The 26337-nt window shown below is 39.6% G+C and carries 28 protein-coding genes; 11 read left to right on the forward strand and 17 right to left on the reverse strand.

Annotated features, from left to right (window positions below):
* Positions 1–20: 20 nt before the first annotated feature.
* From ftsY to ACKTS5_RS15735, 7 genes are all read right to left on the reverse strand, one after another.
* Positions 21–974, reverse strand: coding sequence for a signal recognition particle-docking protein FtsY (gene ftsY, locus ACKTS5_RS15705; RefSeq protein WP_408044845.1), 954 nt, complete (start codon positions 972–974; stop codon positions 21–23).
* A gap of 241 nt (positions 975–1215) precedes the next feature.
* Complete coding sequence (locus ACKTS5_RS15710) at positions 1216–1368, reverse strand: DUF4295 domain-containing protein (protein WP_086030136.1); 153 nt, start codon at positions 1366–1368, stop codon at positions 1216–1218.
* 65 nt (positions 1369–1433) lie between these two features.
* Positions 1434–1616 carry a 50S ribosomal protein L33 gene (gene rpmG / locus ACKTS5_RS15715; RefSeq protein ID WP_013070733.1) on the reverse strand — a complete coding sequence of 61 codons (183 nt, stop codon included), beginning with the start codon at positions 1614–1616 and terminating at the stop codon, positions 1434–1436.
* 27 nt (positions 1617–1643) lie between these two features.
* Positions 1644–1883 carry a 50S ribosomal protein L28 gene (rpmB, locus tag ACKTS5_RS15720; RefSeq protein ID WP_408044846.1) on the reverse strand — a complete coding sequence of 80 codons (240 nt, stop codon included), beginning with the start codon at positions 1881–1883 and terminating at the stop codon, positions 1644–1646.
* An 81-nt stretch (positions 1884–1964) separates the two neighbouring features.
* Positions 1965–3212: a competence/damage-inducible protein A gene (locus tag ACKTS5_RS15725; protein ID WP_408044847.1), complete on the reverse strand. Its 1248-nt coding sequence runs from the start codon at positions 3210–3212 to the stop codon at positions 1965–1967.
* A gap of 327 nt (positions 3213–3539) precedes the next feature.
* Positions 3540–4148: a fumarylacetoacetate hydrolase family protein gene (locus ACKTS5_RS15730; RefSeq protein ID WP_408044848.1), complete on the reverse strand. Its 609-nt coding sequence runs from the start codon at positions 4146–4148 to the stop codon at positions 3540–3542.
* A 78-nt stretch (positions 4149–4226) separates the two neighbouring features.
* Positions 4227–5066, reverse strand: a complete 840-nt coding sequence (locus tag ACKTS5_RS15735; RefSeq protein WP_408044849.1) for a 1,4-dihydroxy-2-naphthoyl-CoA synthase — start codon at positions 5064–5066, stop codon at positions 4227–4229.
* 86 nt (positions 5067–5152) lie between these two features.
* On the opposite strand from ACKTS5_RS15735, the gene ACKTS5_RS15740 reads away from it, so the two are divergent.
* Entirely contained in the window at positions 5153–6418 is a 1266-nt protein-coding gene (locus ACKTS5_RS15740; protein WP_408044850.1) for an alpha/beta hydrolase, read from the forward strand.
* 54 nt (positions 6419–6472) lie between these two features.
* Here ACKTS5_RS15740 and ACKTS5_RS15745 read toward each other — a convergent pair whose 3' ends face one another.
* From ACKTS5_RS15745 to ACKTS5_RS15760, 4 genes are all read right to left on the reverse strand, one after another.
* Positions 6473–6889: a S1 RNA-binding domain-containing protein gene (locus tag ACKTS5_RS15745; protein WP_408044851.1), complete on the reverse strand. Its 417-nt coding sequence runs from the start codon at positions 6887–6889 to the stop codon at positions 6473–6475.
* Position 6890: 1 nt separating this feature from the next.
* Positions 6891–8567 (reverse strand): 2-succinyl-5-enolpyruvyl-6-hydroxy-3-cyclohexene-1-carboxylic-acid synthase, encoded by a 1677-nt coding sequence (menD, locus tag ACKTS5_RS15750; protein WP_408044852.1) that lies wholly within the window; start codon positions 8565–8567, stop codon positions 6891–6893.
* Between the two features lie 127 nt (positions 8568–8694).
* Positions 8695–9348 (reverse strand): fructose-6-phosphate aldolase, encoded by a 654-nt coding sequence (gene fsa / locus ACKTS5_RS15755; RefSeq protein ID WP_408044853.1) that lies wholly within the window; start codon positions 9346–9348, stop codon positions 8695–8697.
* 132 nt (positions 9349–9480) lie between these two features.
* Entirely contained in the window at positions 9481–10281 is an 801-nt protein-coding gene (locus ACKTS5_RS15760; RefSeq protein WP_408044854.1) for an SDR family oxidoreductase, read from the reverse strand.
* Positions 10282–10368: 87 nt separating this feature from the next.
* On the opposite strand from ACKTS5_RS15760, the gene ACKTS5_RS15765 reads away from it, so the two are divergent.
* The 5 genes from ACKTS5_RS15765 to ACKTS5_RS15785 all read left to right on the forward strand — a co-directional run bounded on the left by ACKTS5_RS15765 (position 10369) and on the right by ACKTS5_RS15785 (position 15830).
* Entirely contained in the window at positions 10369–12021 is a 1653-nt protein-coding gene (locus ACKTS5_RS15765) for a M1 family metallopeptidase (protein ID WP_408044855.1), read from the forward strand.
* A 59-nt stretch (positions 12022–12080) separates the two neighbouring features.
* Positions 12081–12371 carry a hypothetical protein gene (locus ACKTS5_RS15770; RefSeq protein ID WP_408044856.1) on the forward strand — a complete coding sequence of 97 codons (291 nt, stop codon included), beginning with the start codon at positions 12081–12083 and terminating at the stop codon, positions 12369–12371.
* A gap of 80 nt (positions 12372–12451) precedes the next feature.
* On the forward strand, positions 12452–13843 hold the full coding sequence (locus ACKTS5_RS15775) for a Gfo/Idh/MocA family protein (RefSeq protein WP_408044857.1): 1392 nt from the start codon (positions 12452–12454) through the stop codon (positions 13841–13843).
* 8 nt (positions 13844–13851) lie between these two features.
* Positions 13852–14760, forward strand: coding sequence for a nucleotidyltransferase family protein (locus tag ACKTS5_RS15780; protein ID WP_408044858.1), 909 nt, complete (start codon positions 13852–13854; stop codon positions 14758–14760).
* Positions 14760–15830, forward strand: coding sequence for a phosphotransferase enzyme family protein (locus ACKTS5_RS15785; protein WP_408044859.1), 1071 nt, complete (start codon positions 14760–14762; stop codon positions 15828–15830). Before ACKTS5_RS15780 ends, ACKTS5_RS15785 begins: the two co-directional genes overlap by 1 nt.
* A gap of 27 nt (positions 15831–15857) precedes the next feature.
* Here ACKTS5_RS15785 and ACKTS5_RS15790 read toward each other — a convergent pair whose 3' ends face one another.
* From ACKTS5_RS15790 to ACKTS5_RS15800, 3 genes are all read right to left on the reverse strand, one after another.
* Positions 15858–16484, reverse strand: coding sequence for a tetratricopeptide repeat protein (locus tag ACKTS5_RS15790; RefSeq protein WP_408044860.1), 627 nt, complete (start codon positions 16482–16484; stop codon positions 15858–15860).
* A 12-nt stretch (positions 16485–16496) separates the two neighbouring features.
* Positions 16497–16925 (reverse strand): DUF2141 domain-containing protein, encoded by a 429-nt coding sequence (locus ACKTS5_RS15795; RefSeq protein WP_408044861.1) that lies wholly within the window; start codon positions 16923–16925, stop codon positions 16497–16499.
* A gap of 96 nt (positions 16926–17021) precedes the next feature.
* Positions 17022–19178, reverse strand: a complete 2157-nt coding sequence (locus ACKTS5_RS15800; protein WP_408044862.1) for a TonB-dependent receptor — start codon at positions 19176–19178, stop codon at positions 17022–17024.
* A gap of 210 nt (positions 19179–19388) precedes the next feature.
* Here ACKTS5_RS15800 and pdxH point away from each other — a divergent pair, with 210 nt between their 5' ends.
* From pdxH to ACKTS5_RS15825, 5 genes are all read left to right on the forward strand, one after another.
* The gene (gene pdxH / locus ACKTS5_RS15805) at positions 19389–20036 is read left to right on the forward strand and encodes a pyridoxamine 5'-phosphate oxidase (protein ID WP_408044863.1); all 648 of its coding nucleotides are present in this window, start codon (positions 19389–19391) and stop codon (positions 20034–20036) included.
* A 26-nt stretch (positions 20037–20062) separates the two neighbouring features.
* On the forward strand, positions 20063–20551 hold the full coding sequence (locus ACKTS5_RS15810) for a SixA phosphatase family protein (RefSeq protein WP_408044864.1): 489 nt from the start codon (positions 20063–20065) through the stop codon (positions 20549–20551).
* 8 nt (positions 20552–20559) lie between these two features.
* Positions 20560–21456, forward strand: coding sequence for a Ppx/GppA phosphatase family protein (locus ACKTS5_RS15815; protein ID WP_408045231.1), 897 nt, complete (start codon positions 20560–20562; stop codon positions 21454–21456).
* 495 nt (positions 21457–21951) lie between these two features.
* Complete coding sequence (locus ACKTS5_RS15820; RefSeq protein ID WP_408044865.1) at positions 21952–22845, forward strand: hypothetical protein; 894 nt, start codon at positions 21952–21954, stop codon at positions 22843–22845.
* 4 nt (positions 22846–22849) lie between these two features.
* The gene (locus tag ACKTS5_RS15825; protein WP_408044866.1) at positions 22850–23068 is read left to right on the forward strand and encodes a hypothetical protein; all 219 of its coding nucleotides are present in this window, start codon (positions 22850–22852) and stop codon (positions 23066–23068) included.
* A 14-nt stretch (positions 23069–23082) separates the two neighbouring features.
* Here the strand turns inward: ACKTS5_RS15825 and ACKTS5_RS15830 are convergent, their stop codons facing one another.
* The 3 genes from ACKTS5_RS15830 to ACKTS5_RS15840 form a co-directional block, all read right to left on the reverse strand.
* Positions 23083–23496 (reverse strand): hypothetical protein, encoded by a 414-nt coding sequence (locus ACKTS5_RS15830; RefSeq protein ID WP_408044867.1) that lies wholly within the window; start codon positions 23494–23496, stop codon positions 23083–23085.
* A gap of 144 nt (positions 23497–23640) precedes the next feature.
* On the reverse strand, positions 23641–25089 hold the full coding sequence (locus ACKTS5_RS15835; protein WP_408044868.1) for a DUF389 domain-containing protein: 1449 nt from the start codon (positions 25087–25089) through the stop codon (positions 23641–23643).
* A 120-nt stretch (positions 25090–25209) separates the two neighbouring features.
* The gene (locus tag ACKTS5_RS15840; RefSeq protein ID WP_408044869.1) at positions 25210–26322 is read right to left on the reverse strand and encodes a C1 family peptidase; all 1113 of its coding nucleotides are present in this window, start codon (positions 26320–26322) and stop codon (positions 25210–25212) included.
* Between the last annotated feature and the right edge of the window lie 15 nt (positions 26323–26337).

The following is a 26337-nucleotide window of genomic DNA, read 5'->3' on the forward strand; positions in this document are numbered from 1 at the left end:
TATTTCTTGTTAGATTTTTACTATTTAAAAAAGCTATCTACAAATTCAAACTTATTAAATACCTGTAAATCATCAATACCTTCTCCGACACCGATATACTTTACGGGAATTTTAAACTGGTCAGAAATTCCGATAACCACACCTCCTTTTGCTGTACCGTCCAACTTAGTCACGGCCAGAGAGGTTACCTCAGTTGCTTTTGTAAATTGTTTTGCTTGTTCAAAGGCATTTTGTCCGGTAGAACCGTCCAAAACGAGCAATACATCATGTGGGGCATCAGGAATTACCTTTTGCATCACGCGTTTAATTTTAGAAAGCTCATTCATCAAATTCACCTTATTGTGTAAACGTCCAGCTGTATCAATAATAATTACATCAGCATCTTGATTCACACCCGACATAACAGTATCATAAGCGACGGACGCTGGGTCAGAGCCCATTTCTTGACGTACAATTGGCACTTCGGTTCTATCAGCCCATACTTGTAACTGATCAATAGCGGCAGCTCTAAAGGTATCTGCAGCTCCTAAAACTACTTTTAGTCCTTTTTTCTTAAACTGCGAAGCTAATTTTCCAATCGTGGTTGTCTTTCCAACTCCATTCACACCAACCACCATCAACACATAAGGCTTGGTTTTGGCAGGTACTACAAAATCCGTTTCATCACCTGTGTTGGTTTCAGAAAGCAATCCTGCAATTTCTTCACGAAGTATTTTATTCAACTCATCGGTTCCCAAATATTTATCACGAGACACGCGAGCTTCAATACGATCAATAATTTTTAAGGTGGTCTCAACCCCTACATCAGATGATACCAATACTTCCTCTAAATTATCTAAAACATCATCATCTACTTTCGACTTTCCTGCAACGGCTTTTGATAACTTAGAAAAGAAACTAGACTTCGTCTTCTCTAGTCCTTTATCGAGGGTTTCCTTCTTCTCTTTTGAGAAAATTTTCTTAAAAAAACTCATGTTTAAATTTTACTATCGCTTCTAATAGGTTAAAAATTATACCAAAAACCACGTAAGCGCCAAATTGTCATTTATCGACCGGTACTGAGCGTCACTGTTACATAACTGAGAGCGCATTCATACATTTTCCGACAGACCTGACGTCCTTATGGGTAACGTCCAAAAATACAGTTTTTTAACACATAAAAAAAGCTACTTTCAAAAGTATTGAAAGTAGCTTTATTCTAAACTGTTTACAAGATTACTTTTTAGCTAAAAAGTCATTTACTTGTGTAGGATCCATAATAGCTTCAACAAATGTGTAAGCTCCTGATTTTGGAGACTTTACCATTTTGATAGCTTTGGTTAATCTCTTTGAACCTGTTTGTAAAGTTGCTACTGATTTCTTTGCCATGTCCTTATAAGGTATTTGTTTTTAATATCAAATGCACAAGACATTTAACCATTAAAAATCGGTAATTATTTAATTTCTTTATGAACTGTCATCTTCTTCAAGATTGGATTAAATTTCTTTAATTCCATTCTGTCCGGAGTGTTCTTCTTATTCTTTGTAGTGATATAACGTGAAGTTCCTGGTTGACCAGAAGCTTTGTGCTCAGTACATTCTAAAATTACTTGAACTCTGTTTCCTTTTTTTGCCATCTCTCTAAAATTTTATCTAGTAAGGAATTATTTTGTTAAGAAACCTTTTTCTCTAGCTTCTTTGATAACAGCAGAGATTCCTTTTTTATTAATATTTTTTAATGCAGAAGCAGACACTTTTAATATTACCCATTTATCCTCTTCTGGAATATAGAAACGCTTAGTCATTAAATTAGCGTTAAATTTTCTTTTAGTTCTATTTAAAGCGTGTGATACATTGTTACCTACCATCGCTTTTTTTCCTGTTAATTCACAAACTCTAGACATCTTCTTGACAGTTTTTAGTGTTATTTCTAAACGAGGTGCAAATATACGAACTTTTCGCAGAATTAAACAAAATATTCTGTATTAATTTTTTAGAATCTTTTTTTGCAAGAGCTCTAAAGACTTTGTCACCGTCCTATTTATCACCTTTTCACGAGGTTGACCAAAGTTAAACTCCTGTACCTCAACCCCCTCTTTATTTGCTAGTGCAATATACACCAATCCTACACTTTTATCATTGTGATCCGTAGTAGGACCCGCATTACCCGTCACGGCAATTGCATAATCCGTTTTTAACACCTTTAATGCCCCTGTAGCCATCTCTGCTGCCACTTCTTTACTTACCACAGTAAAAGTGTCAATAGTAGCTTCTTTAACGTCCAGCAATTGCTGTTTTAACGCCGCCGTATAGGTAATCATTCCTCCTTTAAAATAAGCGGAAGATCCCGGTACCTCAACCAGGGTAGCTGCAATTTTACCTCCTGTTAAACTCTCTGCTGTCCCTAAGCTTTGCTCACGCTCTTGTAGTAATATCCCTACTTGCTTTTCCAATGACATACCATTCTCACTCCCCGCAATAATATCTGATAACATCGAAGCTAACTCTTCTTGCTTTTGCTTCATCAATGTGCTGAGTGTTTCCTCATCCTTGCTTTTTCCCGTTAAGCGCAAACGCACCCTTCCAAAGGAAGGCAAATACGCCAATTTGATCTCCTGAGGCAAGGCATCTTCCCAAGCTTCAATACGCTCCGCAATAATGCTTTCCCCTGTACCATAAGTCATTAAGGTAAAATTTTGAATAAAAGGAAGGTCAAAACGCTGTTGTAACCTCGGCAGGACTTCATAGGTAATAAGTCCTTTCATCTCATAAGGGACTCCCGGCAGTGAAACAAAAACAGTCTCCGCTTCCTCAAACCACATCCCTGGTGCTGTTCCGAAACGATTCATCAATAAGGTCGCTTTTGACGGCAACTGCGCTTGGTAGCGTTGTACCTCGTTAAAAGGGTGCTTTACCTTGTTCAAGATCCTTTTGATGTTTTCGATGACCTCTGGGTATTCCACAACTTCGGTATCATTAAAGTAGGACGCAATAGTCTTTTTTGTGATATCGTCTTTCGTCGGACCCAAGCCTCCTGTAATAATGACAATATCCGCGCGGGATTGCGCTTCCTCTAACGCGTTTAATATGTGAGTTCGATCATCCTGAATAGACGATATTTGAAATACCGACACTCCTATTTTTGTCAACTCACCTGCAATCCAATGTGAATTGGTATCGACAATTTGACCGATGAGAATTTCATCGCCAATAGTTATAATTTCTGCTTTCATCTTTATGACTTTCCTATTTCATTAATATTAGGCTCACGCTGTTTGGCTTGCCTTTCCCATTACTTTCTAACAAATAATACGAGAGGTAACAGAAAGCTATCTCCGCTGACATCACTATTAACGCATAGCCAGAACCACTGGTTCCCTCTAAAAACTGGGAATCGAATACAAAGGCAATCAGGCCCAGAATAATTCCTAGTACCAAAGCTCCCGCATAAAAAATGATTCCTAAAATAGCCGCTCACCACCTAGGTTTGTGACAAATTTTAGCTATGTCAAAAAATTTCTTACTGATAAACAGGAATAGTACTAACCCCAGTGGCACGCTTATTTGATTTTAATCGAAAATGCTTCCTTTCCGTCTATGACACCTTTTAGAACATCTCCATCTTTTACAGGACCTACACCTGCCGGAGTTCCCGTAAAAATAATATCGCCTTTTTTCAACGTAAAATACTGCGAAACATAACTGATGAGTTCATCTATTTTCCACAGCATATTTTCGGTATTTCCGTCTTGAACTACTTCGTCGTTCTTCCATAATTGGAAAGGCAACTTTTCGAGATCAAAGGCTTCTTTTGGAAAAAATTCACCAACCACTGCGCTTCCGTCAAAAGCTTTTGCCTTTTCCCAAGGCAATCCTTTAGCCTTGCATTCACTTTGCACATCGCGAGCGGTAAAATCGATTCCAAGACCAATGGTATCGTAATACTTAGGGGCAAATTTCGGAGAAATGTGTTTTCCGACTTTGTTAATTTTCACAAGTACCTCTACTTCATAGTGTATATCTTCAGAGAAAGTAGGGATGAAGAACGGCATTTTTTTAGGTAAAATGGCCGAATCGGGTTTTAAAAAAACCACGGGATTTTCTGGTCGTTCATTCGCTAATTCAGCAATGTGTTTCGCGTAATTTCGACCTATGCATATAATTTTCATTCGTATCTTAATTAAGTATCGTCTCAGTTAAAAAAAGAACCTTGTAAACACGTTGTTTACAAGGCGATTTTATATCTGCTATGGAATCCACTTTTTCTCAAAGTTAGGCTTGCGTTTTTCTAAGAACGCATCTCTACCTTCTTTGGCTTCCTCTGTCATGTAGGCTAATCGGGTAGCTTCACCTGCAAATACTTGCTGTCCAACCATACCATCATCTGTCAAATTCATAGCGAATTTCAACATTTTAATTGAAGTTGGAGATTTCGCTAAAATTTCCTGTGCCCACTCATAGGCCGTTGATTCTAATTCATCGTGAGGAATTACGGCATTGACCATTCCCATTTCATAAGCTTCTTGGGCAGAGTAATTTCTACCGAGGAAAAAGATCTCCCTCGCTTTTTTCTGTCCTACCATTTTCGCTAAATACGCCGATCCATATCCAGCATCAAATGAAGTAACGTCCGCATCTGTTTGTTTAAAAATAGCCTGTTCTTTACTCGCTAGCGTCAAATCACAAACCACGTGTAAACTGTGACCTCCTCCTACTGCCCATCCTGGAACGACACAAATAACGGCTTTGGGCATAAAACGAATCAATCGCTGTACCTCCAGGATATTTAAACGATGGTATCCATCTTGTCCTACATATCCTTGATGACCTCTTGCCTTCTGATCACCTCCAGAACAGAAACTCCAAACACCGTCTTTCGTAGAAGGCCCTTCTGCTGATAATAACACAACTCCGATAGAAGTATCTTCATGTGCATCCTTAAACGCATCTAACAACTCGCTCGTCGTGTGCGGACGAAAGGCGTTTCTGACATTGGGTCTGTTAAACGCAATTCTAGCAACACCGTTTGATTTCTTGTAAGTAATATCTTCATATTCCTTTACTGTTTTCCAGTCAGGTTGTATCATAATTTTAAACTATTATCGTTATAGAAAGCAAAAATAACAATATAACTTAATTTCTTTTTTATATTTGACCATATAAACGAATCCCTATGAAATACCTATCCCTCATATGTGCGCTTTGTGTTTCGGTGAATGTGTTTTCTCAGAAAGTCATCACCAAATCTATCGACTCTAAAGAATTAAAAAGAAAGCGCAAGGTAAAAATATATCTACCCAAAAACTACGACAAAGATTTAACGGCTAACTATCCAGTTGCCGTTGTTTTAGGAAGCGAATACTTATTTGATTTGTACGTGGGTAATGCAAAACTCTTTGCCAATGCCGACAAGGCACCACGTCAGATTGTGGTAGGAATCGACATGACCGGAACCTATGCAAAGGACGTTTCCATAGTTCCAGCGACCAATTTACTCACTTCGCGTTCAGGTCATTTTTACAACTTTATCAAGCACGAACTCCTTCCGTATATGGAGGCTAATTTTAAAACCTCTCCATTCATGACCATCGTAGGGGAAGGAAAAGGCGCTAACTTTCTTACGCATTACCTGAAAGAAGCCCAGCCTATTTTCAATGCCTATATCTGCGCTACACCTGAATTTGCTCAATTCTCTCCAGAAATTATTAAATCGTATACCCTAAAGCGCTTGGGTAGTATTGACAACAGTTACTTTATTTATGCGAGTAACTCCGAGAAACAAACTACAAAAGAGCTCTATGATCGTTTTAACAACATCGGTACTTACCTCTCGTCTTTTGAATCAGAAAATTTGAAGTTTACCTTCGACAAGTTTCAAAGCTCCCCTAGTTTTTTAGCTACCATCAGTGAAACTATTCCTAGGGCATTCACAGAGATGTTTGCACTGTATTCAAAAATCACCAAAGAAGAATACGAGACCAAAGTAAAAGACTTAGATCCGCTTGACGCTATTAAATACTTAGAAAAAAAATATCTTGACATCCAGTATTTATACGGTTCCAATATGAATGTCCGATTGGACGATGTCTATGCTATTGAAGGTATTGTTATCGATAAACAAAACGGTGATTACCTTCGAGTATTGGGTGATTTTGTGATGATCAAATACCCTGATTTACATTTAGGAGATTTTTATATCGGTAAATTTTATGAAATAGGTAAAGACTACGAAAAAGCTGATTTTTATTACAAGGCCGCCTATGGTAAAATGGACCCTTCTGATCCTAACGCGAACGATTTTTACGAAAATATTATTCGTGTTAACAGTTTATTGGAAAAGCAGAAAGCTGCGGATCCTGAATTGGCTCCCGAAGAAACCCCTGAAGAAGAAGAAAACAATCCGGATGAAGAAGAAGGTGGTGACGGCGGTAACCGCTAGTCAAATCGCATGCACGAGTCAGCGACCTAAGTCGCTACCCCTATGCTGCTAGCTTTATTTTTGTATCAATCGAATACAATCTTTTTCCAAAGAAATTACGCGCTGTTTGTACAGCGTACCAATAGCTCTCTTGAATGCCTTTTTACTCATTTGTAGTTGAAACTTAACGGCTTCGGGAGAGCTTTTATCTGTCAAGAGTAATACCCCGTCTTTTTGCTTTAATTTTTCTAACACTTTCGTGACGTCCGCGTCGATTACATTTTTAAAGCCTTGGGGTTGTAACGATACATCTACTTTTTCATCTTCTCGAAGTTTTTTTACGTATCCTTTGACGTGCATGCCCTCTTCCAATTCGGTGAACACTTCGTTTTTGTAAAGTAGGCCCTCTATTTCTTCGTTGATCAATACGGTGTATCCCAAGTGGGTACGTACTCCTATGATTAAATCAACTTCTTGTCCTTCTTGTAACATGTTATAAGTTTTTAAAATATTTTTTTAATAGTTCATCATTGACCTCCGCAGGCGTAAAAACCTCCAAAATCTGGGGTTGTACTGAGGTGACATAAAAATCGTTCAGCACCTCTTCCAAACCTTCTTTGGTGCTGGCACTACGGTAGCCAAAGCCATAGGTCATTGCCAAATGTTCAGCAGTCAATGAATGCGGTGTTTCAAAGTATTCCAAGGCATTGGTCTTTTTCGGACCGGGAATAATTTTAAAGATTCCTCCTCCCGAATTATTGAGGATTACGATTCTAAAACTCGCTGGAATGTATTGATTCCAAAGGGCATTACTATCGTAGTAAAAACTCACATCTCCAGTAATTAATACGGTTGGTCGGTCAGAGGCTACTGCTGCTCCAACCGCTGTAGAGGTACTTCCGTCAATTCCACTAGTTCCTCTATTACAAAAAACGGTAAGCGTATCGTCTAATGAAAACAATTGCGCGTAGCGTATAGAAGAGCTGTTGCTAATTTGTAACTGCACCTCCTTGGGTAACGAAGATAAAAGCTCTTGAAACACCCATAAATCGCTAAAAGGAACTTCCGCCATATAACGTTTGTGCTGCAAAATGCGTCGAGCCTTTTCCGCTAACCAAGTTTGTTGATACGATCCTTCCATCACTAGAGATACTCCACCTAGTAATTTCGGAAAAAATTCCCATGGATGCTCTGCTATGTGCTGTGTTAAACAAAAGTAGGTATCCAAAGCATTTAAGGCATCAATATGCCAGTGTAATTTGGGCTTATAAGCTCTTAAAAACTGTTTAATCCTCTTAGAAACGACAAGACCTCCCATCGTAACTAACAGATCGGGTTCCAGGGCTTTAAAAGCCTCCTCATCTAATGGAGTTATCAGTTGATCAATACTATTGATAGTCCCATCAGCCGCAATATTTGAGGTTGTCTCGGTCATGATCAGTACGGAAGGGTCCTTCTTTAACTCGTCAATTACGCGCTGGAATTCTGCAGAGGGATCATGGACACCAATGAGTACCAGTTTCTTTTTTGACGAAGTCCATACAGACGCTACCTCCTCCCAATCAATAAGCTCTTGGCGAGTCTCTTGATCACGAGTTTCCACGTATTGGGCTACCGTTGCCATGACCTCAGTATCTATTGCAGGTACTGTCGTATACAAAGGCTCATCAAAAGGCACGTTGATGTGAACGGGACCTCGCTGCTCTTTAGCAATTCTCAGTACGCTCATCACTTTTTGTGCATTCGCTTCATCCGTACCTTCTCCTTCCTCCAAATTTGCTTCTGCTAAAATGTGATTTGCGAAGACCCCTTTTTGACGAATGGTTTGTCCATCTCCTCTATCGATGAGATGTGCTGGTCGGTCAGCAGAAATCACCACCAAAGGGATTTTACTGTAAAAAGCTTCGGCAACTGCGGGGTAATAATTTAACAAGGCTGAACCAGAAGTACAAACTAATGCTACAGGACGTTGCTGTTGTTGCGCGATTCCCAAGGCGAAAAATGCGGCACAGCGTTCATCGACCACACTGTACGCTTGAATGTCAGGATGGTTGTGAAAGCCCACTGTTAACGGGGCATTTCTAGAGCCTGGAGAAATTACGACCTCGGCAATGCCACGTTGTTGGCAAGCCGCAATTACGATTTGTGCTAAAGGTTTTTCTGGATACATTTCTTCTGTTTACAAAGGTACGAACTTCCTCGTTTAAAACCGACTGTTTACAAGGACAAAAAAGTCAGAGGTTCCAATCATTACATTGGAATTCCCTCTGACTTTAAATTTATTTGATTTGGAAAAACTAGTTTCCTTTTTTGTAGTCTGCTAAGAATTTTTCTAACCCAATATCCGTTAATGGGTGCTTTAACAATCCTGAAATAGCGCTTAATGGTCCAGTCATAACATCTGCTCCAATTTTCGCACAATCGATAACGTGCATCGTGTGACGAACAGAAGCTGCTAAAATCTCAGTATCAAAAAGGTAATTATCATAGATTTGACGGATTTCAGAAATTAAATTCAATCCATCTGTTGAAATATCATCCAAACGTCCGATAAATGGAGACACGTAAGTAGCTCCAGCTTTTGCAGCTAATAAAGCTTGTCCTGCAGAGAATACTAAGGTTACGTTAGTTTTGATTCCTTTATCCGAAAAGTACTTACAAGCTTTCACTCCATCAGCAATCATTGGTAACTTCACAACGATTTGAGGATGTAAGGCAGCGAGCTCTTCTCCTTCCTTTACCATACCTTCAAAATCAGTAGCAATTACCTCAGCAGAAACGTCACCTTCTACAATTTCGCAAATTGCTTTGTAGTGATTTTTAATATTCTCTTCTCCTGTAATTCCTTCCTTAGCCATCAATGATGGGTTGGTAGTTACTCCATCCAAAATTCCTAAAGCTTGCGCTTCTCTAATTTGATCTAGGTTGGCCGTGTCTATAAAAAACTTCATATATATTATTAATTAAGTTGTGTTCAGATTTATCTATTTTTCAAGTGGCAAAGATACTCAGCTAAAATCAATTACTTTAAGTATTTTAAAAGAATAATCGATATTTTTTTACGGAGTTCCTCTATGACAAGACTATAAGTTATAGTGGTTCATCAGGAGTTTTTCGTATAGGCGGTCAGGTAATATTCTCTTGAGCACAATGGAGAACTTTTCCATAAACCCACCAACCTTGTAATGAATTTTCCCTGATTTTTTGGTAATCACCTCGTGAATCGCAGCTGCCATCATTTTCGGGTCCGCTCCCTCATCGACATGAGCATCCATCAAATCCAAATTTTCGCGATATACCTTTTTATAAGCCGAATCTTCAAAAACAGGGGTATGATAACGTCCAGCCGCAATATTTGTAGCGAAATCACCTGGTGCAACCGAAACCACGCGAATGCCAAATGGTTTCACTTCCATACTCAGTGCTTCAGTGACCAATTCAAAAGCGCCTTTACTCGCTGAGTAAATACCTCGAAAGGGCAATCCCATATATCCCGCTATTGAGGTCACGTTGACCACGACCCCACTTCCTTGTTTTCTCATAGCAGGAAGTACCGCCTTTATTACGTCGATAGCACCGAAAAAATTCGTTTCAAAATTAGATCGCATCTCATCCGTTGGCGTATCTTCAATGGGTCCGGTAATTCCTTTCCCAGCATTGTTCACTAGCACGTCTATGCGTCCTTCTTTGGCTATCACTTCGGCTACAGCGGTAGTTATCGTCTCTTTTTTAGTTACGTCTAGTGCAACCATGGCAAAAGGAAACTCCCCTCCTTTTGGATTTCTACTCGTTCCGTAAACGACGTAAGATTTTTCGTGTAGATAGCTCGCTATAGCACGTCCTATTCCAGACGATGCTCCGGTGATTAATACAACTTTTGACATCTTTCTAATTTTCAGCAAATATCTAAAAGATAAAGTCAATATAAAAGACTAATTAAAAACTTATATTAGCTGCGAAATACTAAGACTATGATCAAAAAACTCATTGCTGCACTGTTACTTACAAGTTCCGTACAGTTCAGCGCAGCGCAAACATCACTCTTTGACCATCAAACGAAATTCACAAGACAAGACAGTTTACGAGGGTCTATTACCCCGCAACGCGCTTGGTGGGATTTACAATTTTACCATTTAGACATTCGCGTCGATCCTGACACCAAATTTATCATTGGAAAAAATGACATCCGATACGAAGTACTGAAACCTCATCAAGTACTTCAGGTAGATTTACAGCCTCCCTTAAAAATTACAAAGGCAGAACAGAACGGGAAAACACTCGAAGTGATTTCAGAAGGAAATGCTCATTTTATCCAATTACTCGCTCCTCAAAAAAAAGGAACGACTCAAACCGTAACTGTTCATTACCAAGGACATCCTAAAGAAGCCAAACGCGCACCATGGGACGGTGGATTCTCTTGGAAAAAAGACGAAAATGGGCAACACTTTGTAGCCACTTCTTGCCAAGGTTTGGGTGCCAGTGTTTGGTGGCCCAATAAAGACCACATGTACGATGAAGTAGATAGTATGGCCATCAGCGTACGTGTGCCGAACCCTTTGATTAATGTATCAAACGGACGTCTAAAGAAGGTAACCCCTCATAAAGACAATACCACAACCTACCACTGGTATGTTAAAAACCCTATCAACAACTACGGGGTCAACGTCAACATCGGTGATTACATCAACTTTTCAGAAAAATACCAAGGTGAAGGCGGTGTATTAGATATGGACTACTACGTACTACGCCATCATTTAGACAAAGCGAAAAAACAGTTTACCGACGCTCCTAAAATGATGAAAGCCTTTGAACACTGGTTCGGGAAGTACCCTTTTTACGAAGACAGTTTTAAACTGGTAGAAGTGCCTTACTTAGGTATGGAACACCAAAGTTCCGTTACCTATGGCAATCAATTTAAAAAGGGATATCTCGGTAACGATTTGTCGGGAACAGGATGGGGATTAAAGTTTGACTTTATCATTATTCACGAGGCCGGACACGAATGGTTTGCCAACAACATCACCAACAAAGACATCGCGGACATGTGGGTACACGAAAGTTTTACCGCCTATTCAGAAAGCTTGTTTCTCGATTATTACTACGGAAAAAAAGCGGCTTCAGAATACGTTATTGGGACCCGTGCAAGTATCCGAAATGACATTCCTATCATTGGACAGTACCACGTAAACCACGAAGGTTCAGGCGACATGTATTACAAAGGAGCGAACATGCTACACACCATCCGAACACTCCTCAATGATGACGACCAATGGCGCAGAACACTAAGAGGGTTGAACAAGACGTTCTTCCACAAAACCGTTACGACCAAAGAAGTGGAAAACTACCTCATCAAACAAACCGGGCTTCCTCTTGAAAAAGTTTTTGACCAGTATTTGAGAACCGTCAAAATCCCAATATTAGAATATAAAATTTCAGGAAAAGAACTCGAGTATCGCTGGACTAATGTCGTTGATGGCTTTACCATGCCAGTAAGCCTCAACGTTGCGGGCAAAAACCTCGCTATACATCCCACAGCGACATGGCAAAAACTCCGTCATCACAGCCCTTTGAAAAAGGTTAGCGTAGACCCTAACTACTACGTTCGATCAAAAAGAATAAATTAAATCACTGTATATGTAATATTTATAGGTTTTAGCATACTAATAAGTAAAAAGACTTTAGTATGAAAAACTTTTACTACAAATTACAGTACTACTTCGGCATCCCTTTACTAGCTTTTGGACTTTTCATAGCTTGTAAAGGGGAAGCCAAAGAAACAGAGCAAGTTGGTGATTTTAAGATCGAATTACTTTTCGAAAAAGACGGATGTAAAATGTACCGGTTTAAAGATGGCAAACGCTATGTTTATTGGAGCGATTGCCGAGGTACCACTTCGTACGAAATTACTTCCTTAAAAGGCAAGTCTTCTGGAAATCAAATGAGCATCACTACTGCCCCACCAAACCTTAAGTAACTAGCGACGAATCCATTTTCAGTATTTTTCTTACATTTAAAAGCTGCTTCGGCAATACAAACAACTAATCGATACTAACTATGGACAGAAAAAATTTTCTTAAGTCAATTCTGGGGGCTTCTGCCTTCGTATCCCTTCCGCTAAACAGCTATGGGTTTTCACAAGAGCTGTTAAGCGAAAGTATGAACAGCGTGGAACAGACTACTACTGGAGCACTCTTCGGGTTTGCTGATGCCCCGATAAAAAAGGTACGAGTCGGAATTATCGGACTTGGTAATCGCGGGACAACCCTGTTACAAATGTTTGAATGGCTTATTAAAAATGGGCATTGCGAAATTGCAGGACTCTCGGATCTCCAAGAAGCCAAGGTTGCTAAAGCGGCCGAACAATTGGCTCAATGGCAATCGAAAAAACCCACGCGTTACCACGGAAAAAAGGAGGCTTGGCAGCAACTCGCCGCTCAAGACAATATAGATTTGTTACTCATTGCCACCCCATGGGAGTTACACACCCCAATGTGTGTTTACGGTATGAATAATGGCAAACACGTGGCCTGTGAAGTCCCCGTCGCCTACACCTTAAGTGATTGTTGGAAACTCGTAAAAACTGCCGAAAAGACCAAACGACACTGTATCATGATTGAAAACTGTTGCTATAATGAAGAAGAGCTCTTTGTTTTAAACATGATTGAAAACGGCGTCTTTGGAGACATCACCCATACAGAAGGTGCCTATTTACACGACTTAAGAGCCCATATGCTCAGCAATGAGTATTACGAAGATCAGTGGAGAATAAAACACCATATACACCGAGATGGAAACTTTTACACCACCCACGGTCTAGGCCCTATTAGCTTTTATCTGGGCTTGGGCAGAGGAGACACTCTCGATCATTTGACATCGATGAGTTCGAGAGAACGCAATTTAAGCGACACAGCTAAACGCTTAAACAGCCCTTATACCTCGTTTAAGTGCGGCGACATGAATACAACACTGTTAAAAACGGCAAATGGCAAATCTATCATGTTGCAATTTGACGTTCATACGGGACGCCCATACTCACGTATCAACAAAGTGGTTGGCACCAAAGCTACCCACGACGGATATCCTAGTAGGCTGTATATAGACAAAGAAGAATTGGCTTATTGGGGCCATCAATGGTTATCTGAGGAAGCTTACCAACAGTACAAGGCGAAATACACGCATCCTATGATTTCAAAACTCAAAACCATTAGCCAGCAGTTTAAACAAGGCCACGGTGGGATGGATTTTGTTATGATGTACCGTCTCATCCGCTGTTTGAACCTGGGACTCCCTTTAGATATCAACGTGTACGACAGTGTTTTGTGGAGTGCTGTTACTCCGCTATCAGAACTCTCTGTGGCCGCAAACAGTCAGTCCATACCAATTCCTGATTTCACCAATGGGCAATGGAAAAAACAACGCTCCTTAGAAATTATGAGAACCTTATAAAAGCAATTATGGCATTAACATTAATCGTACTGGCAGCCGGTATGGGCAGTCGTTTCGGAGGCTTAAAGCAGTTGAGCCCTGTAAACAGTTATGACGAAACCATTATCGACTATTCAGTATACGACGCTAAAAGAGCCGGATTTACTAAAGTGGTTTTCGTTATTCGAGAGGAACTCGATGAAGCCTTTAAATCCAAAATAACCTATAAATACAAAAACCAAATCGAAACCGCTTTTGTGTATCAAGACACAGCAACACTTCCGGTACCTGCTTCTCACTACCCCGATCGGACAAAACCCTGGGGTACTGGCCATGCCATCTGGTCGTGTAGAAAAGTAGTTTCTAACAACTTTGCCGTTATCAACGCCGATGATTTTTACGGATTTGAATCCTTTCAAATATTGGCCAACTTTTTAAGAAAAATTCCACCTACTCAATTGGACACTCAAGCCATGGTCGGATTTGAACTTAAAAACACCTTATCGTCAAACGGAAGTGTATCGAGAGGAATCTGTATTCAAGATAAAAACGGCGTATTGAGTTCCATCACGGAACGCACAAATATCGAAAGGATAGACAAGCGCATTGTTTACCGAGAAGATAGTAATCTCATTGAACTCCCATCCGAGGCCATCACCTCGATGAATATGTTCGGATTAACTCCGGCTACTTTTGAGGCCTTTGAAAAAGACCTCATAACGTTTTTAACTCATTCAGGAAACTCACTTACTCGCGAATTTTACCTACCTAGTGTCATGAATAATTTAATCAAAGGGCAACACTGTAACATTCACGTGCTCCCCACAAAATCCCGTTGGTTCGGAATGACGTATAAAGAAGACGCAAAAACAGTTAAATCTGCCATCGATACTCTGACAGCAGCAGGTACCTACCCTTCAAAACTCTGGCAACGCTAATGGAGGTAGCAGATATCACAGCATTTTTTGAACTCAAAGGAAGGTTTGTAACGGCAACCCCTATTACAACGGGGCATATCAATTCGACGTATAAGGTACAAACCACCCAAGCCAATTACATCTTACAAAAAATCAATTCGGAAATTTTTCAAGATATAGAGGCTCTGACCAGCAATGTATTGCGAATCACCAAACACCTCGCTCAAAAAGCTTCAGAAACATCCAATTTTACCTTGCGTGCACTTCTCACCAAAGATCAGCTCGGTTATCACAAAACTGCCGATGGTAGTTACTGGAGAATGTTTGACTACCTCAACAATTCGGTGAGTTATGAAGTACTAGAGCATCGTGAACAAGCTCAAATTTTAGGAAAGGCCTTTGCCACCTATCAAAAACAGTTATTAGATTTACCTGCTCCTCAACTTCAAGAAACGTTGAAAGACTTCCACAACACCCCGCTTCGAACCACACAATTGCGCGAAGCAATCCAATACAACCTCAGTGGACGTAAGAGATTTGCTCAGAATGAAATTCACGCACTGCTCAAACTTGCACCAGAAATGGAAATCATCAGTTCATGGGGAGCTAAAAACAAAATTCCATTACGAAGTATCCATCAAGATGCAAAACTCAGTAATATTTTATTTCACAACGCAACTGCTGAGTACTGTATCATCGATTTAGACACGACCATGCCTGGCTATCTCTGCTACGATTTTGGCGACGCGGTGCGTACTGGTATGAATACCGCTGCAGAAGATGAGCAAAACCTGACCGCCGTTGCACTAGACCTGGCCTTATTTAAGGAATTTACTCATGGTTATGCTTCAGTGGCCAAAGACTTCATTACCAAAAATGAAATAGACAGCTTGCTACTCGGAGTTAAAACCATTACCTACGAACAGGCCATTCGTTTTTTAACCGATTTCCTCAACGGTGATCGCTATTACCGCGTTGACTATGCAGAGCATAACCTCGTTCGAACTCGTGTACAACTCAAATTTTTACAAATCATTCTGCATCGTTACGACGAATTGGCTACTGTCATTCAGCAGGCATTTTACAAATAAAAAAGAGGCTATAAAAAGCCTCTTTTTTTACTTTGTCACCTTGCATTTTTTCATCACTTCCAAGGCTCGTTCTTTACCCCACTTCGGATAAAACTGAACAACCTTTTCCGTATCAAATAACGTTAATGCCTTTTCGACATCCTTGCAATAAGGAGTAATGGGCTGTCCAAAAAACTGAGCACTTCCCATATCCCACTCTGCCTTTCCTAACAATACTCTCGGATTTTCAGGTGCCAATTTCAGGGCTTCTTCATACAGTTTGGTATTTTTTGCCGACAACAACATCCCATAGCGCTGTCCGTCAAAGGCGATATAGGCAGTATGCAACAGGGCCTGCGTTATTAATATTTCTGGATTATTCTCTGAGTTGGCACTGGCCATATCCAAAAAGCGCTGGGCCTTCTTTAGCTTGGCTTCTAAAACTGCCTCGTCTTTAACTCCGAAGCTCGTAATAATTTCTATGGTTGCGACATAGAACGGTGGTAACCAATTGTCTTTTTCTACCTTCGCGATTCGTTCAAAGAGCTGGGCTGCTTCGGTTGTTTTGTTAGCCCCCCACAATTCCATTGCCTTTGACATTCCCTTTTCGTACTGAGACTGCCCCATCATCAAGGTAGTACAACTCAGCAACATCCATACTAATATTTTTTTCATAATTGTTTAGTTTTATTCGTTTATCGTTATTGTTAGTGATCGGTTTTCATTCAATGTAAATTTGGCGTCCTTGTATTTTGGAGGTCCCATAAACCCTTTCGCATCATTTGAAACGCCTATGGGTTCTTTTGGAATCCCCCAAAAATTCGTATCCAACTGCTTATTGTCATTCAGATCGTAAAAACACGAAATGGCATAGACACCAGCGGGAAGTTCCAATACTGTTGAAGCCTTTAAATTTTCAACCTTTACCACCATTCCCTTTATTCGCTTCTTTAAAAAATCTGCTTCGTTGTCATACACGGCGACATACAACTGATGTTGATCCGTTTTCATTCCTGTAAACCCAACGTTTATTGTAAATTTCTCTTGAGCTTTTGAAGCCCACACCCCGCCAAAAAACACAAAGGCTAACAGGGTAAATTGTAGTATCGTTTTCATTTTTTTTCGTTTTGTTATTCAAATATCATCGATTTAGCGAAGGAGCTAAAAAAGAACTTACCGAACTGTAACATTTTAGAGCTGAATTGCAGTTTCTTACAAATTGTCTAATTGATTCGACTTCCCATCATCGCTAATAGTCCAGAAAAACCCTACAAAGAAAAACCTATCAGCCGCCGGAGTAATGGCTTGCCTATCGAAAACTCCTTGCGTATTAACCTGATTTTTATAATTGTAGCCAAACACATTTTGAGTTCCAAGTACATTATTCACCGAGAAGTACAAGATTTTTTGCTGACTGATGAGATAAGCCCAGTTAAGACTTACAGAATTGTAATTAATAGTTTTCGCATTTAAAAACCCTGACTGATTCGGATTGGTATAGGGGCGTCCAGAAGCAAAATTGTAACTCATTCCCACCTGACTTTTCCAATCTTTGATAAAGTGCTTTACAACGAGTGACAAATTATGCGCAGCTGCAAAGCTCGGGGTTGCTTTTACCGGATAATTTTTATAATCTCTTTCAGTATCTAAATACGAATATGACATCCAATACTCCGTATTTTTTATAGTTTTTCCATCTCTCCAAAAAACATCCACTCCTCGGGCAAAACCACTTCCAGTATTGGAGAAATTAGCATAGGGAACCGGTGTTTGCGTATCGAACTTTACCAAGTCATCGTAATTCTTCACATAACCTTCCACTCTGAAAATCTGACGGTCTTTTACATACTGATAATTCGCTATCCAGTGGGTTGCATTTTCAGCCTTCAACTGAGTTGAAAATTTTAAATACTCGTTTTTAGGATTTTGAAAAAACTTCCCATAGGCCAGGGACACCTGGGCATGGTCACTCGTTTTGTAGGCCAGTGATACTCTCGGTGACAGCGTTGATTGCTCCAACAAGCCTGAACGTTCAAATCGCAGTCCAACTTTTGATGCTAACTTCTTAGAAAAATGGATATCCATCTCGGTAAAGGCACTGGTAATATCATTGCTAAAACGAGTATCGAATGTTTGGGTTGTTGAAGAAAAGTCTTCCTTAAAATCAGAACGCAAATATTCGGTACCGAAGCGCAATTTCAAACGTGAATTGAACCTTTTTTCCAACTTGACCTTTGCGTGAACGGCGTGCTCCGTGTCTTTGATATCATTTTCCAATACACCTATTGACGATCTATCATTGGTATAACTCAATCCTCCTGAGATTTTCCAATTTCCACCCAAGCGTTGTCTGTACGATCCGTTAAAGTACAGGTTGTTGTTTTTCAATGCAAAATTGAACCCTTGAGGTAGGTTGATATCCTCTTGAATCATGTCAAACTGGGTATGGCTGAAAGCCCCGTACAGTTTGAGCAGCCCATCCGAATTGGTACGGTAGCGGTATACCATTTCTCCATTTGCTGCCTGGATGGGTTTGTTCCATTGATTTCTGTCAGGATACAAAGCCAAATACGGTGCTAAGTTGATATAAGACGTATTGATGCTAAACGAATTCTTACCCCATATTTGCGTATTTCCAACACCGGCTCCTACCGTCATCAAGGAAACATCTGTCTTCTCCTGATCGGGTTCGTCAATCGTATTCATGGTCAACACTCCAGACAATGCTTGCCCGTACTCTGCTGAGTACCCTCCTGTAGAAAAGGCAAAACCTTTAAACAAGAACGGTGAAAATCGTCCACGAGTCGGAATGTTTCGAGCGGCCGGAGCATAGGGAGTAAACACGCGAATACCGTCAATAAAAATCTGAGTTTCTTCCGCCTCTCCTCCTCTTACAAAGAGTCGTCCATCTTCGTCAACAGTTGTGGTACCTGGTAAGGTTTGAATGGCTCCTACAAAATCACCCAGCGCACTAGCAGTCGTCACGACATCCAAAGGTTTTAAGGCCGTTACTTTCGCATTATCACCCGCTTCAAACGAACCTGCATTGATGGTCACTGCATCGAGTGTATTGACATCTTCACGCAACTTTACCGTTAGCTGTGACATGCTTCCAACCTTGGCATTCAACACAAAAGGTTCAAAAGAGATAAAAGAAACGACTAAGCTTTGCTCTCCTTTCGCCGTGGTGGTAAAGCTGAAGTTTCCTTGATGGTCAGACGAGGTTCCGTCGTAGGTTCCTTCTAAATACACGTTTGCTCCTTCAATAGGCTGGTTACTGCGGTCCGTAACCTTTCCGGAAATTACCGTTTGGCCAAAGACCAATGCGTTTATAAAAACGAGTGCTATAAAACTTAAATACTTTTTCATGATGATTGTAATCGATAATTGGTTTGTTCGTGTCAAAAGTCCTAAGCTTCTAGGGTATTTAATAAAAAGAAATACCGAACTGTCAATTTTCCGAGACGAATTGTTTTTCAAAATTAAGGGGCAAAGAGGCCGAAGAAGGCTACATTTCTTGCGATAATGTTTACAAATCTTGCTAAAAATCGTACCTTTACCACAACTATTAAAACACGAATGGCACACGATTTAAGTGACTATAGAAAGTCGTATGAAAAGCAGGAATTGTTAGAAAAGCACTGTCCTGAAAACCCAATCGAACTATTTAGAGATTGGTTTATGCTTGCCGATGCCACAGACAATGTAGTTGAAGCGAACGCCATGTCTGTCGCCACCATAGGTAAAGATGGATTTCCAAAAACACGTGTAGTACTGCTCAAGAAATACACGTGGGAAGGTTTTATTTTTTACACTAATTACCAATCTGAAAAAGGAAAGGCTATCGCGGAAAACAACGCCGTTTGTTTGTCTTTCTTTTGGCCTTCCTTAGAACAGCAAATCATCATTAAAGGTCGAGCGGAAAAATTAAGCGAAAACTTATCCGACGGTTATTTTGACTCACGTCCCGACGGGAGTAAACTCGGTGCATGGGCTTCTGAGCAAAGCCAGGTCGTGCCCTCGAGAGACGCCTTAGATCAGCGCTTACTCAGTTTTGAGCAACAATTTAAAGATACCGAAATTCCAAGGCCAGTGCATTGGGGTGGGTACTTAGTCAAACCTGAATCTGTTGAATTTTGGCAAGGACGTCCGAACAGAATGCACGATCGTATTCGCTATACGCTGAACGAGGATTTCACTTGGAATATTGAGCGCTTAGCTCCTTAATTTTTTTAGAATTATTACATCCATACATGAAAACACTTTACATTGTTAGACATGCAAAGTCGTCTTGGAGCTACGACAGCGTAAAAGATATAGACAGACCACTGAAGGAGCGCGGTATCAATGATGCGCACTTGCTGTCTAAAATATTGGCGAAGCGCATAGAAAAGCCAGATGTTTTTATTTCGAGCAGTGCTAATAGAGCTTTGCATACCAGTGTAATTTTTTGCGAGAACTTTGGCTACCCGCTTTCTACCTTGCAAATTAAAAAGCAACTGTACAGTTTTAGCGACGGCTATCTCGTAAAAACTGTCAAAGCTTTAGATGACAGTTTTAGCAGTGCTATAATTTTTAGTCACGATCACGGAATCAACACCTTTGTAAATAAATTTGGTAGTCAACCCATAGCTCACGTACCTACCTGCGGGGTTATCGGTATTCAATTTAGCGAGAAGCACTGGAAAAATATTAAGAAAGGAAATACTATCTTAGTGGAGTTTCCAAAACACCATAGATAAAACAACTTATTTTGAAAATAACGAAATACGGAGCCATCGATATCGGTTCAAATGCAGTACGATTATTAGTTTCAAATGTAATTGAAGACAAAGAAAAAGATCCTCAATTCAAAAAGTCATCCTTGGTACGTGTCCCAATTAGACTTGGTGCAGATGCTTTTGTATTGGGTGTTATCTCAGAAGAAAATATCAACCGAATGATCGACGCCATGCAGGCTTTCAAACTCATCATGAAAGTGCACGGTGTGAAGCGATATAAAGCCTGTGCTACTTCTGCCATGCGCGAAGCCAGTAACGGAAGTGACGTTGTAGCTCAAATCAAAGAGCAAACGGGTGTTGATATTGATATTATTGACGGAAAAAAGGAAGCTGCAATCATCTCTGCGACTGACCTCAACCAACTAATTGAAAGTGACAGTACCTACTTATACGTGGATGTAGGAGGTGGAAGTACCGAATTCACGCTTTTTTCTCACGGTAAAATCATTAACTCTAAGTCCTTCAAAATAGGAACTGTTCGTTTGATCAACAACAGCAAAGCTGAGAACAAGGCAAAATTTAAAAAAGTACAGCAATGGATTGAAGAAAACACCAAGCAGTACAAACGAATTGCTCTTATTGGATCAGGAGGAAATATCAACAAACTATTTAAAATGTCGGGCAGAGAACCCGGTAAACCGATATCTTATATTTACCTCAATGCTCAGTATCAATTTCTAAAAAAGATGTCTTACAAAGAACGGGTTTCAGAACTCGGTCTCAATCCTGATAGAGCAGACGTTATTGTTCCGGCTACAAAGATTTATCTTTCAGCCATGAAATGGAGTGGCGCACGTAAGATATTTGTCCCTAAAATTGGACTTTCTGATGGAATTATCAAAAGTTTATACCTCAATAAATTATAATATCTGTACTAGCTTGTGACTTTTTGATACCGAAGGGGTCAAAAGAATAGCTAGTTGGTTTTGCAATTGTATTGCACAAAAAATTTCAGCAACCCTTAATAGACGTTTTTTATTAATGCTGCGCTGACCAAATAATTTGTTAATTACCAACTTACTACTTACTTCTAACAAAGTAATCAAAAGAAAACCGAGCAGTAGCTCGGTTTTTTAATACCTATTAAAAATTAGGGAAAACCCTGAGTCAACAAATAGGGATTATGAGTATTGTATTTCTCATAAAAACATCTTAAGTTTGGCATCCTTTTTACAGGATAACACCCTGTTTAACAAGCAAAAAACCTTGATTAAAATCAAAATTATATACTTACATTTACTCTAAATTAAATAAAAAATTAGAAGTAAATATGAAAAAACTTGTTACACTTTGGGTCCTTCTATTTGGTACAGTATTATTTGTTAATTGTACGGATAACTCTTTAGAAGAATTGAAAAATAATGAAAAACACAGCCATACAAAACAAGGATCAAGCGAATACATCGACCCAGGAGCTGACGGAAGCCTCGACGACGAAGAGGAAGAAGAAGACGGTACTGCCTACCCATAAAAAAGGATTATTTTTAGGCATGGTAGCTTTTTTTGTAGTTACCATGTCTTTGTTACATATTTTCTTTCCCCCTTTTTCTAACGAATATGTCGCTCATAGAAAAACCTACAAACCTATCATTAGAAAGCGAGATAGTACAAATTTAGCACTACTCGAACAGTTTACGGATAAAATAACAACACAGGCCAAAGATTCTGTAGTGACTGAGCTTTCCAAACAATTGATCCTCGAATACAAAAATCACTTAGACAAAGCCAACCTTCGCCTTCAGCAATACACCAAGATAAAAAATGAGCTCGTGCAAGCACAGTCCTTTCGCGGACGTTCTAGTTTTCGATTTTGGATTTTCATGTTTGGCCTAACGACGCTCAGCTTATTTTTTAGTTGTAAATCACTCTTTGACGATTTGTCAAAAGGAAGTTCCTACAGATTTCAATTGCTATCGCTCTCAGGAATTTTTGTAAGCCTGTTTTGGATTACACACCTCTTGTTTCAAACGGAAAAAGACTTTGAGCAAAACACCTATGTTTTTGCCATTCTCCTCGTTGCTCTGCTAGCGAGTATATTCACGTATTTCCTCATCAAGAACTACACCTACAAAGACGACATCATACTTCGACAGCTCTCCCTAATTGATCGAATAAAAACCATACACTACCCCAAGGTGGCTATTAAAGCCCTGTATTCTGAACGCAATGATAAAGCCATGCTTTCGACAGATACAGTACGTGAAAATGCCGACGCATTTGACGATGATATTGTTAACACCCTCAAGGAAATTTAAAATCATGAAATCCCTCATCCAATTTTTAAAGAAAATCCTTCGCAAAAAACGCTACTCTTCAAAAGAGCAATTAAAAAATCGCGAAAAAAGAACTATTATTGAAATTGCTAAAAAAGTAATTGAAGAAGAAAAGAAAACGAAGAAAATCAACGATCGGCTCGACCAAAAGATGAGCGAGTTTTTGACTAAAAAAAAAGCTTACCTTCTCAGTAAGCAGTCTTAAAATTGTTAACAATTTCACTCTTTTAGTAATTCTTCATAGCGGGCAATTTTATCATACATCTCTTCCATTACCCGTTGCTGTTTAAAATTTGAGAACAACGCTACTACTGCGTCTATTTTAGGCTCTCTTCTAAACACTTCTACATTGGCCAATATCAAGTCGAGCAACGGTTCTGGATAAACGCAGTCGCCTGCCAACAATTCTGCCTGTTCTAACTTCCCGTGAAACATACTCCCACGTCCAGTTAACAACCAGTTTGCATCCACATCGGGAAAACGCGCTACGATGGCTTGAACATGAGTTGCTGTCAGTACATTTTTCCCTTCAAAAACCTCAGCCAAACTCCCTTTCTCTTCTCTTAGTTCGGTCTCGAGCTCGGCTACGGTAATACTCTTTGCCGCAATAATTTCTTGAATTCTTTTGATCATAGTTGGTATTGGTATAAATAAAGTTCCCAAAAGATTGGGGTATCTAACAAAGATACTTATAATAACAGGGAAACACCTAAGAGTAAAACGAAAGATTATTGCAAATATTACCAAAAAACTCCTTCTTTCGAAGGAGTTTACTGTTTAATGTTTGATCGCTATTTTTTTGATGGATAATTGTTTTTGCATCCATAGTTGCAATTCCTTTTCTTTCTTTATCCTGTCTGCCTCCGTTACTTTTTTATTCCAAGTAACCTCGAGCTCTGGAATGGTATCCACCTTAATAAAATCATTCGTACTTAAGGCCTTTGCAAACTGAATAGAAGTCAATCCGTTGTAACGAATTTTTGCTTCTTTCATGAGGTCGTTAAATGGCACAGCATTTTTATCCCTTACCTGTGCATCTGCCTCTATGCGTTTTTGCAGTTGGTCGATCGTCCCTTCTAACTCCTCAATTTGTTTGTGTAATCCTTTGATGACATTGTCTTTTTCGTCCAATGCCACTATCGCTCTGTCGTAAGCATCTACCACTCTATCAACACTTCTCGCTTTATTTTCATTGATATGCAAAGCAAAAGCGTCAATCTTTGGATAGTTTTTGAGTTCATTCGATAAAAAACTCTTCGTAGCATCATCGACATCACCGTTAAAAAACAGACTGATTTTTTTATCATCCATCTCCATTTTTTCACGTTGTAACCACAAATTTGGATTGGACAATATTTTTTCTTTCAAATACTTCTTATAATTCGCTTTGGTGATACTCTCTTGATACACGTTAATAAAGGTAAAAACCGCAGGAATCATTACCAATATGGCCAACAGAGAAGCAAAACGTGCTATGCGCTTACGCTTTACGGAATTCACGTAGCGAATCATCGTAAACCCTAATAACTTCAAGACTAAAAATGTTGCTAGTGCAATAAAAATAGTATTGATGGTGAAGAGATACATCGCTCCTAAAAAGTAATTCCACTTTCCTATAGCTAGTCCATATCCAGCTGTACACAATGGTGGCATCAAGGCTGTGGCAATCGCCACTCCGAAAATTACTGATGCTATAGTTCCTTTTTTGGTACGGGCAATAATTAACGCCATTCCACCAACGAAAGCAATCAGTACATCTCGAATATCAGGTTTTACACGACCTAATAACTCTGAAGTCTCTTCCTTTAACGGAAACAATAAGAAAAATAAAAAGGCCGTTAGTAAACTCAAGACAATCATCGTTGCCAAATTGATTAGCGACTTTCGCAGGGTATCAATATCGTTAATGGCTATAGACATTCCAATTCCCAAAATAGGCCCCATTAGTGGTGATATTAACATGGCACCAATAACTACAGCCGTAGAATTTGCATTTAGCCCAATAGAAGCGACAAAAATTGAACAGATTAAAATCCACGCAGTTGCTCCCTTAAAAGCGATATCTCCTTTAATTGCCTCTATAGTGGCCTCTTGATCTGTATCGTGTCTAAAATCTAAAAGTTCTACCAAAAATTTCTTAGAACTCTGAAACAATCCTTTTGCATCCTCTTGAACCGCTTGTTTCGATTGCTCTACCGACTCCTCATTCTTCAATTTTTCTTCCATATGTAGTGATTTTTTGTTACAGCTGGAAATATACAAAAATCTCTGCGAGAAGTGATGCTTGCCCCCAATGAAAAAACCCAAGAGCGAGTCTTGGGTTTCTAGCTTTTAAGCAGTATTTAACTACAATTTCAATTGCTGTTTCATCGGTTTTGACAAGGCGTCTTTATGCATCAATACCGAAATTGTTTTTAATTTAAAATACGGTACAGACATGTAAATGTAACCGCCATTTCCTCGTGCCGATCCCCATGAGTTCTTCACTTTAAAGTACACCGTACCACGTTGATCTTTAACAATTCCCACGATATGCATCAAATGGTCATCTGTCGTGTGGAAGTTTTCAAATTCTGCTTGGCGTAATTCAGGTGTAATTGTACGTTCTTCCACTATTTCTTTCAGTCCCTTTTTTCCTTCTGATGAGCTCGCAGGAACAATCGCCACACCAGCTTTCGATGAGAACGTCTTTTCTGACACGTCACAATCCAACGCGATGGTATACCCGTTTTCCAAGGCTCTTTTCGTTGCAGCTACTAACTCATCAACAGAAACATTATAAAAAGATCCATTTGAAAAATTATCAGGAATGGAAAGGATAAACGATTTGTATAAAGGCTCATTCGCAAAAGAACTCAAAGTCACGTAGTTTTCTGGAACAATTTTTAAATGTTTCGCAAACGATTCAGGTGTGTATTCCTTACCTTGAAAAGTAAAATTCTTAGGATTTGCTCCTAAATAAACATCCAACACTTTTTGCACCGCCATTTTCCATTTTGGACTCAACGTTCTTGCTGGGTTCTTAATATAAGTATCGAGCATACTTTTTAATACAGCCACCATTTCGGCGTGGTTGTGCACCTCTTGTCCTAAATCGAGCCCAGAAAACACCGTTCTCGGCACCAATCCGTAGTCTTCTACAGAATTAATAACATCATGCGCTAATCCTCCTTGACTAAACTGGGCTTTCCCCTGACGGTAAAGGTAATTGTAAGCCTTTTCAACATAGGTGTTTCTCACCGTGTACATTTCCGATAAATCCACGCGTTTTCCCGTAAGTCTAATGACCTCTGACTCCAAAAAAGAAGTTGTCGAAAAACTCCAACAAGTTCCTGTTTTACCTTGACTTTTTACTTCTGTACTTTCAATATCTACCACGGGGGTAAACTCGTATTTTTGCGCTTGTACCCCAAGGCTCAGCCCTAGCGCTAACAAGGCTCCTAAACACAATCGTTTCATAGTTATTCTTATTTT

Origin of the sequence: Tenacibaculum litopenaei (assembly GCF_964514025.1) — a bacterium.
Classification (GTDB): domain Bacteria; phylum Bacteroidota; class Bacteroidia; order Flavobacteriales; family Flavobacteriaceae; genus Polaribacter; species Polaribacter litopenaei.

Coding starts and splice junctions, on each gene's coding strand:
- menD (WP_408044852.1), bottom strand. CDS start 8,567: ATGTATCCAGAAAAACCTTTAGCACAAATCGTAATTGCGGCTTGCCAA.
- ACKTS5_RS15770 (WP_408044856.1), top strand. CDS start 12,081: ATGAAAAACTTTTACTACAAATTACAGTACTACTTCGGCATCCCTTTA.
- ACKTS5_RS15795 (WP_408044861.1), bottom strand. CDS start 16,925: ATGAAAACGATACTACAATTTACCCTGTTAGCCTTTGTGTTTTTTGGC.
- ACKTS5_RS15785 (WP_408044859.1), top strand. CDS start 14,760: ATGGAGGTAGCAGATATCACAGCATTTTTTGAACTCAAAGGAAGGTTT.
- fsa (WP_408044853.1), bottom strand. CDS start 9,348: ATGAAGTTTTTTATAGACACGGCCAACCTAGATCAAATTAGAGAAGCG.
- ACKTS5_RS15765 (WP_408044855.1), top strand. CDS start 10,369: ATGATCAAAAAACTCATTGCTGCACTGTTACTTACAAGTTCCGTACAG.
- ACKTS5_RS15820 (WP_408044865.1), top strand. CDS start 21,952: ATGAAAAACACAGCCATACAAAACAAGGATCAAGCGAATACATCGACC.
- ACKTS5_RS15780 (WP_408044858.1), top strand. CDS start 13,852: ATGGCATTAACATTAATCGTACTGGCAGCCGGTATGGGCAGTCGTTTC.
- ACKTS5_RS15775 (WP_408044857.1), top strand. CDS start 12,452: ATGGACAGAAAAAATTTTCTTAAGTCAATTCTGGGGGCTTCTGCCTTC.
- ACKTS5_RS15840 (WP_408044869.1), bottom strand. CDS start 26,322: ATGAAACGATTGTGTTTAGGAGCCTTGTTAGCGCTAGGGCTGAGCCTT.
- ACKTS5_RS15800 (WP_408044862.1), bottom strand. CDS start 19,178: ATGAAAAAGTATTTAAGTTTTATAGCACTCGTTTTTATAAACGCATTG.
- ACKTS5_RS15790 (WP_408044860.1), bottom strand. CDS start 16,484: ATGAAAAAAATATTAGTATGGATGTTGCTGAGTTGTACTACCTTGATG.
- rpmG (WP_013070733.1), bottom strand. CDS start 1,616: ATGGCAAAAAAAGGAAACAGAGTTCAAGTAATTTTAGAATGTACTGAG.
- ACKTS5_RS15710 (WP_086030136.1), bottom strand. CDS start 1,368: ATGGCAAAGAAATCAGTAGCAACTTTACAAACAGGTTCAAAGAGATTA.
- rpmB (WP_408044846.1), bottom strand. CDS start 1,883: ATGTCTAGAGTTTGTGAATTAACAGGAAAAAAAGCGATGGTAGGTAAC.
- ACKTS5_RS15730 (WP_408044848.1), bottom strand. CDS start 4,148: ATGAAAATTATATGCATAGGTCGAAATTACGCGAAACACATTGCTGAA.
- ACKTS5_RS15735 (WP_408044849.1), bottom strand. CDS start 5,066: ATGATACAACCTGACTGGAAAACAGTAAAGGAATATGAAGATATTACT.
- ACKTS5_RS15760 (WP_408044854.1), bottom strand. CDS start 10,281: ATGTCAAAAGTTGTATTAATCACCGGAGCATCGTCTGGAATAGGACGT.
- ACKTS5_RS15835 (WP_408044868.1), bottom strand. CDS start 25,089: ATGGAAGAAAAATTGAAGAATGAGGAGTCGGTAGAGCAATCGAAACAA.
- pdxH (WP_408044863.1), top strand. CDS start 19,389: ATGGCACACGATTTAAGTGACTATAGAAAGTCGTATGAAAAGCAGGAA.
- ACKTS5_RS15745 (WP_408044851.1), bottom strand. CDS start 6,889: ATGTTACAAGAAGGACAAGAAGTTGATTTAATCATAGGAGTACGTACC.
- ACKTS5_RS15825 (WP_408044866.1), top strand. CDS start 22,850: ATGAAATCCCTCATCCAATTTTTAAAGAAAATCCTTCGCAAAAAACGC.
- ftsY (WP_408044845.1), bottom strand. CDS start 974: ATGAGTTTTTTTAAGAAAATTTTCTCAAAAGAGAAGAAGGAAACCCTC.
- ACKTS5_RS15725 (WP_408044847.1), bottom strand. CDS start 3,212: ATGAAAGCAGAAATTATAACTATTGGCGATGAAATTCTCATCGGTCAA.
- ACKTS5_RS15740 (WP_408044850.1), top strand. CDS start 5,153: ATGAAATACCTATCCCTCATATGTGCGCTTTGTGTTTCGGTGAATGTG.
- ACKTS5_RS15830 (WP_408044867.1), bottom strand. CDS start 23,496: ATGATCAAAAGAATTCAAGAAATTATTGCGGCAAAGAGTATTACCGTA.
- ACKTS5_RS15810 (WP_408044864.1), top strand. CDS start 20,063: ATGAAAACACTTTACATTGTTAGACATGCAAAGTCGTCTTGGAGCTAC.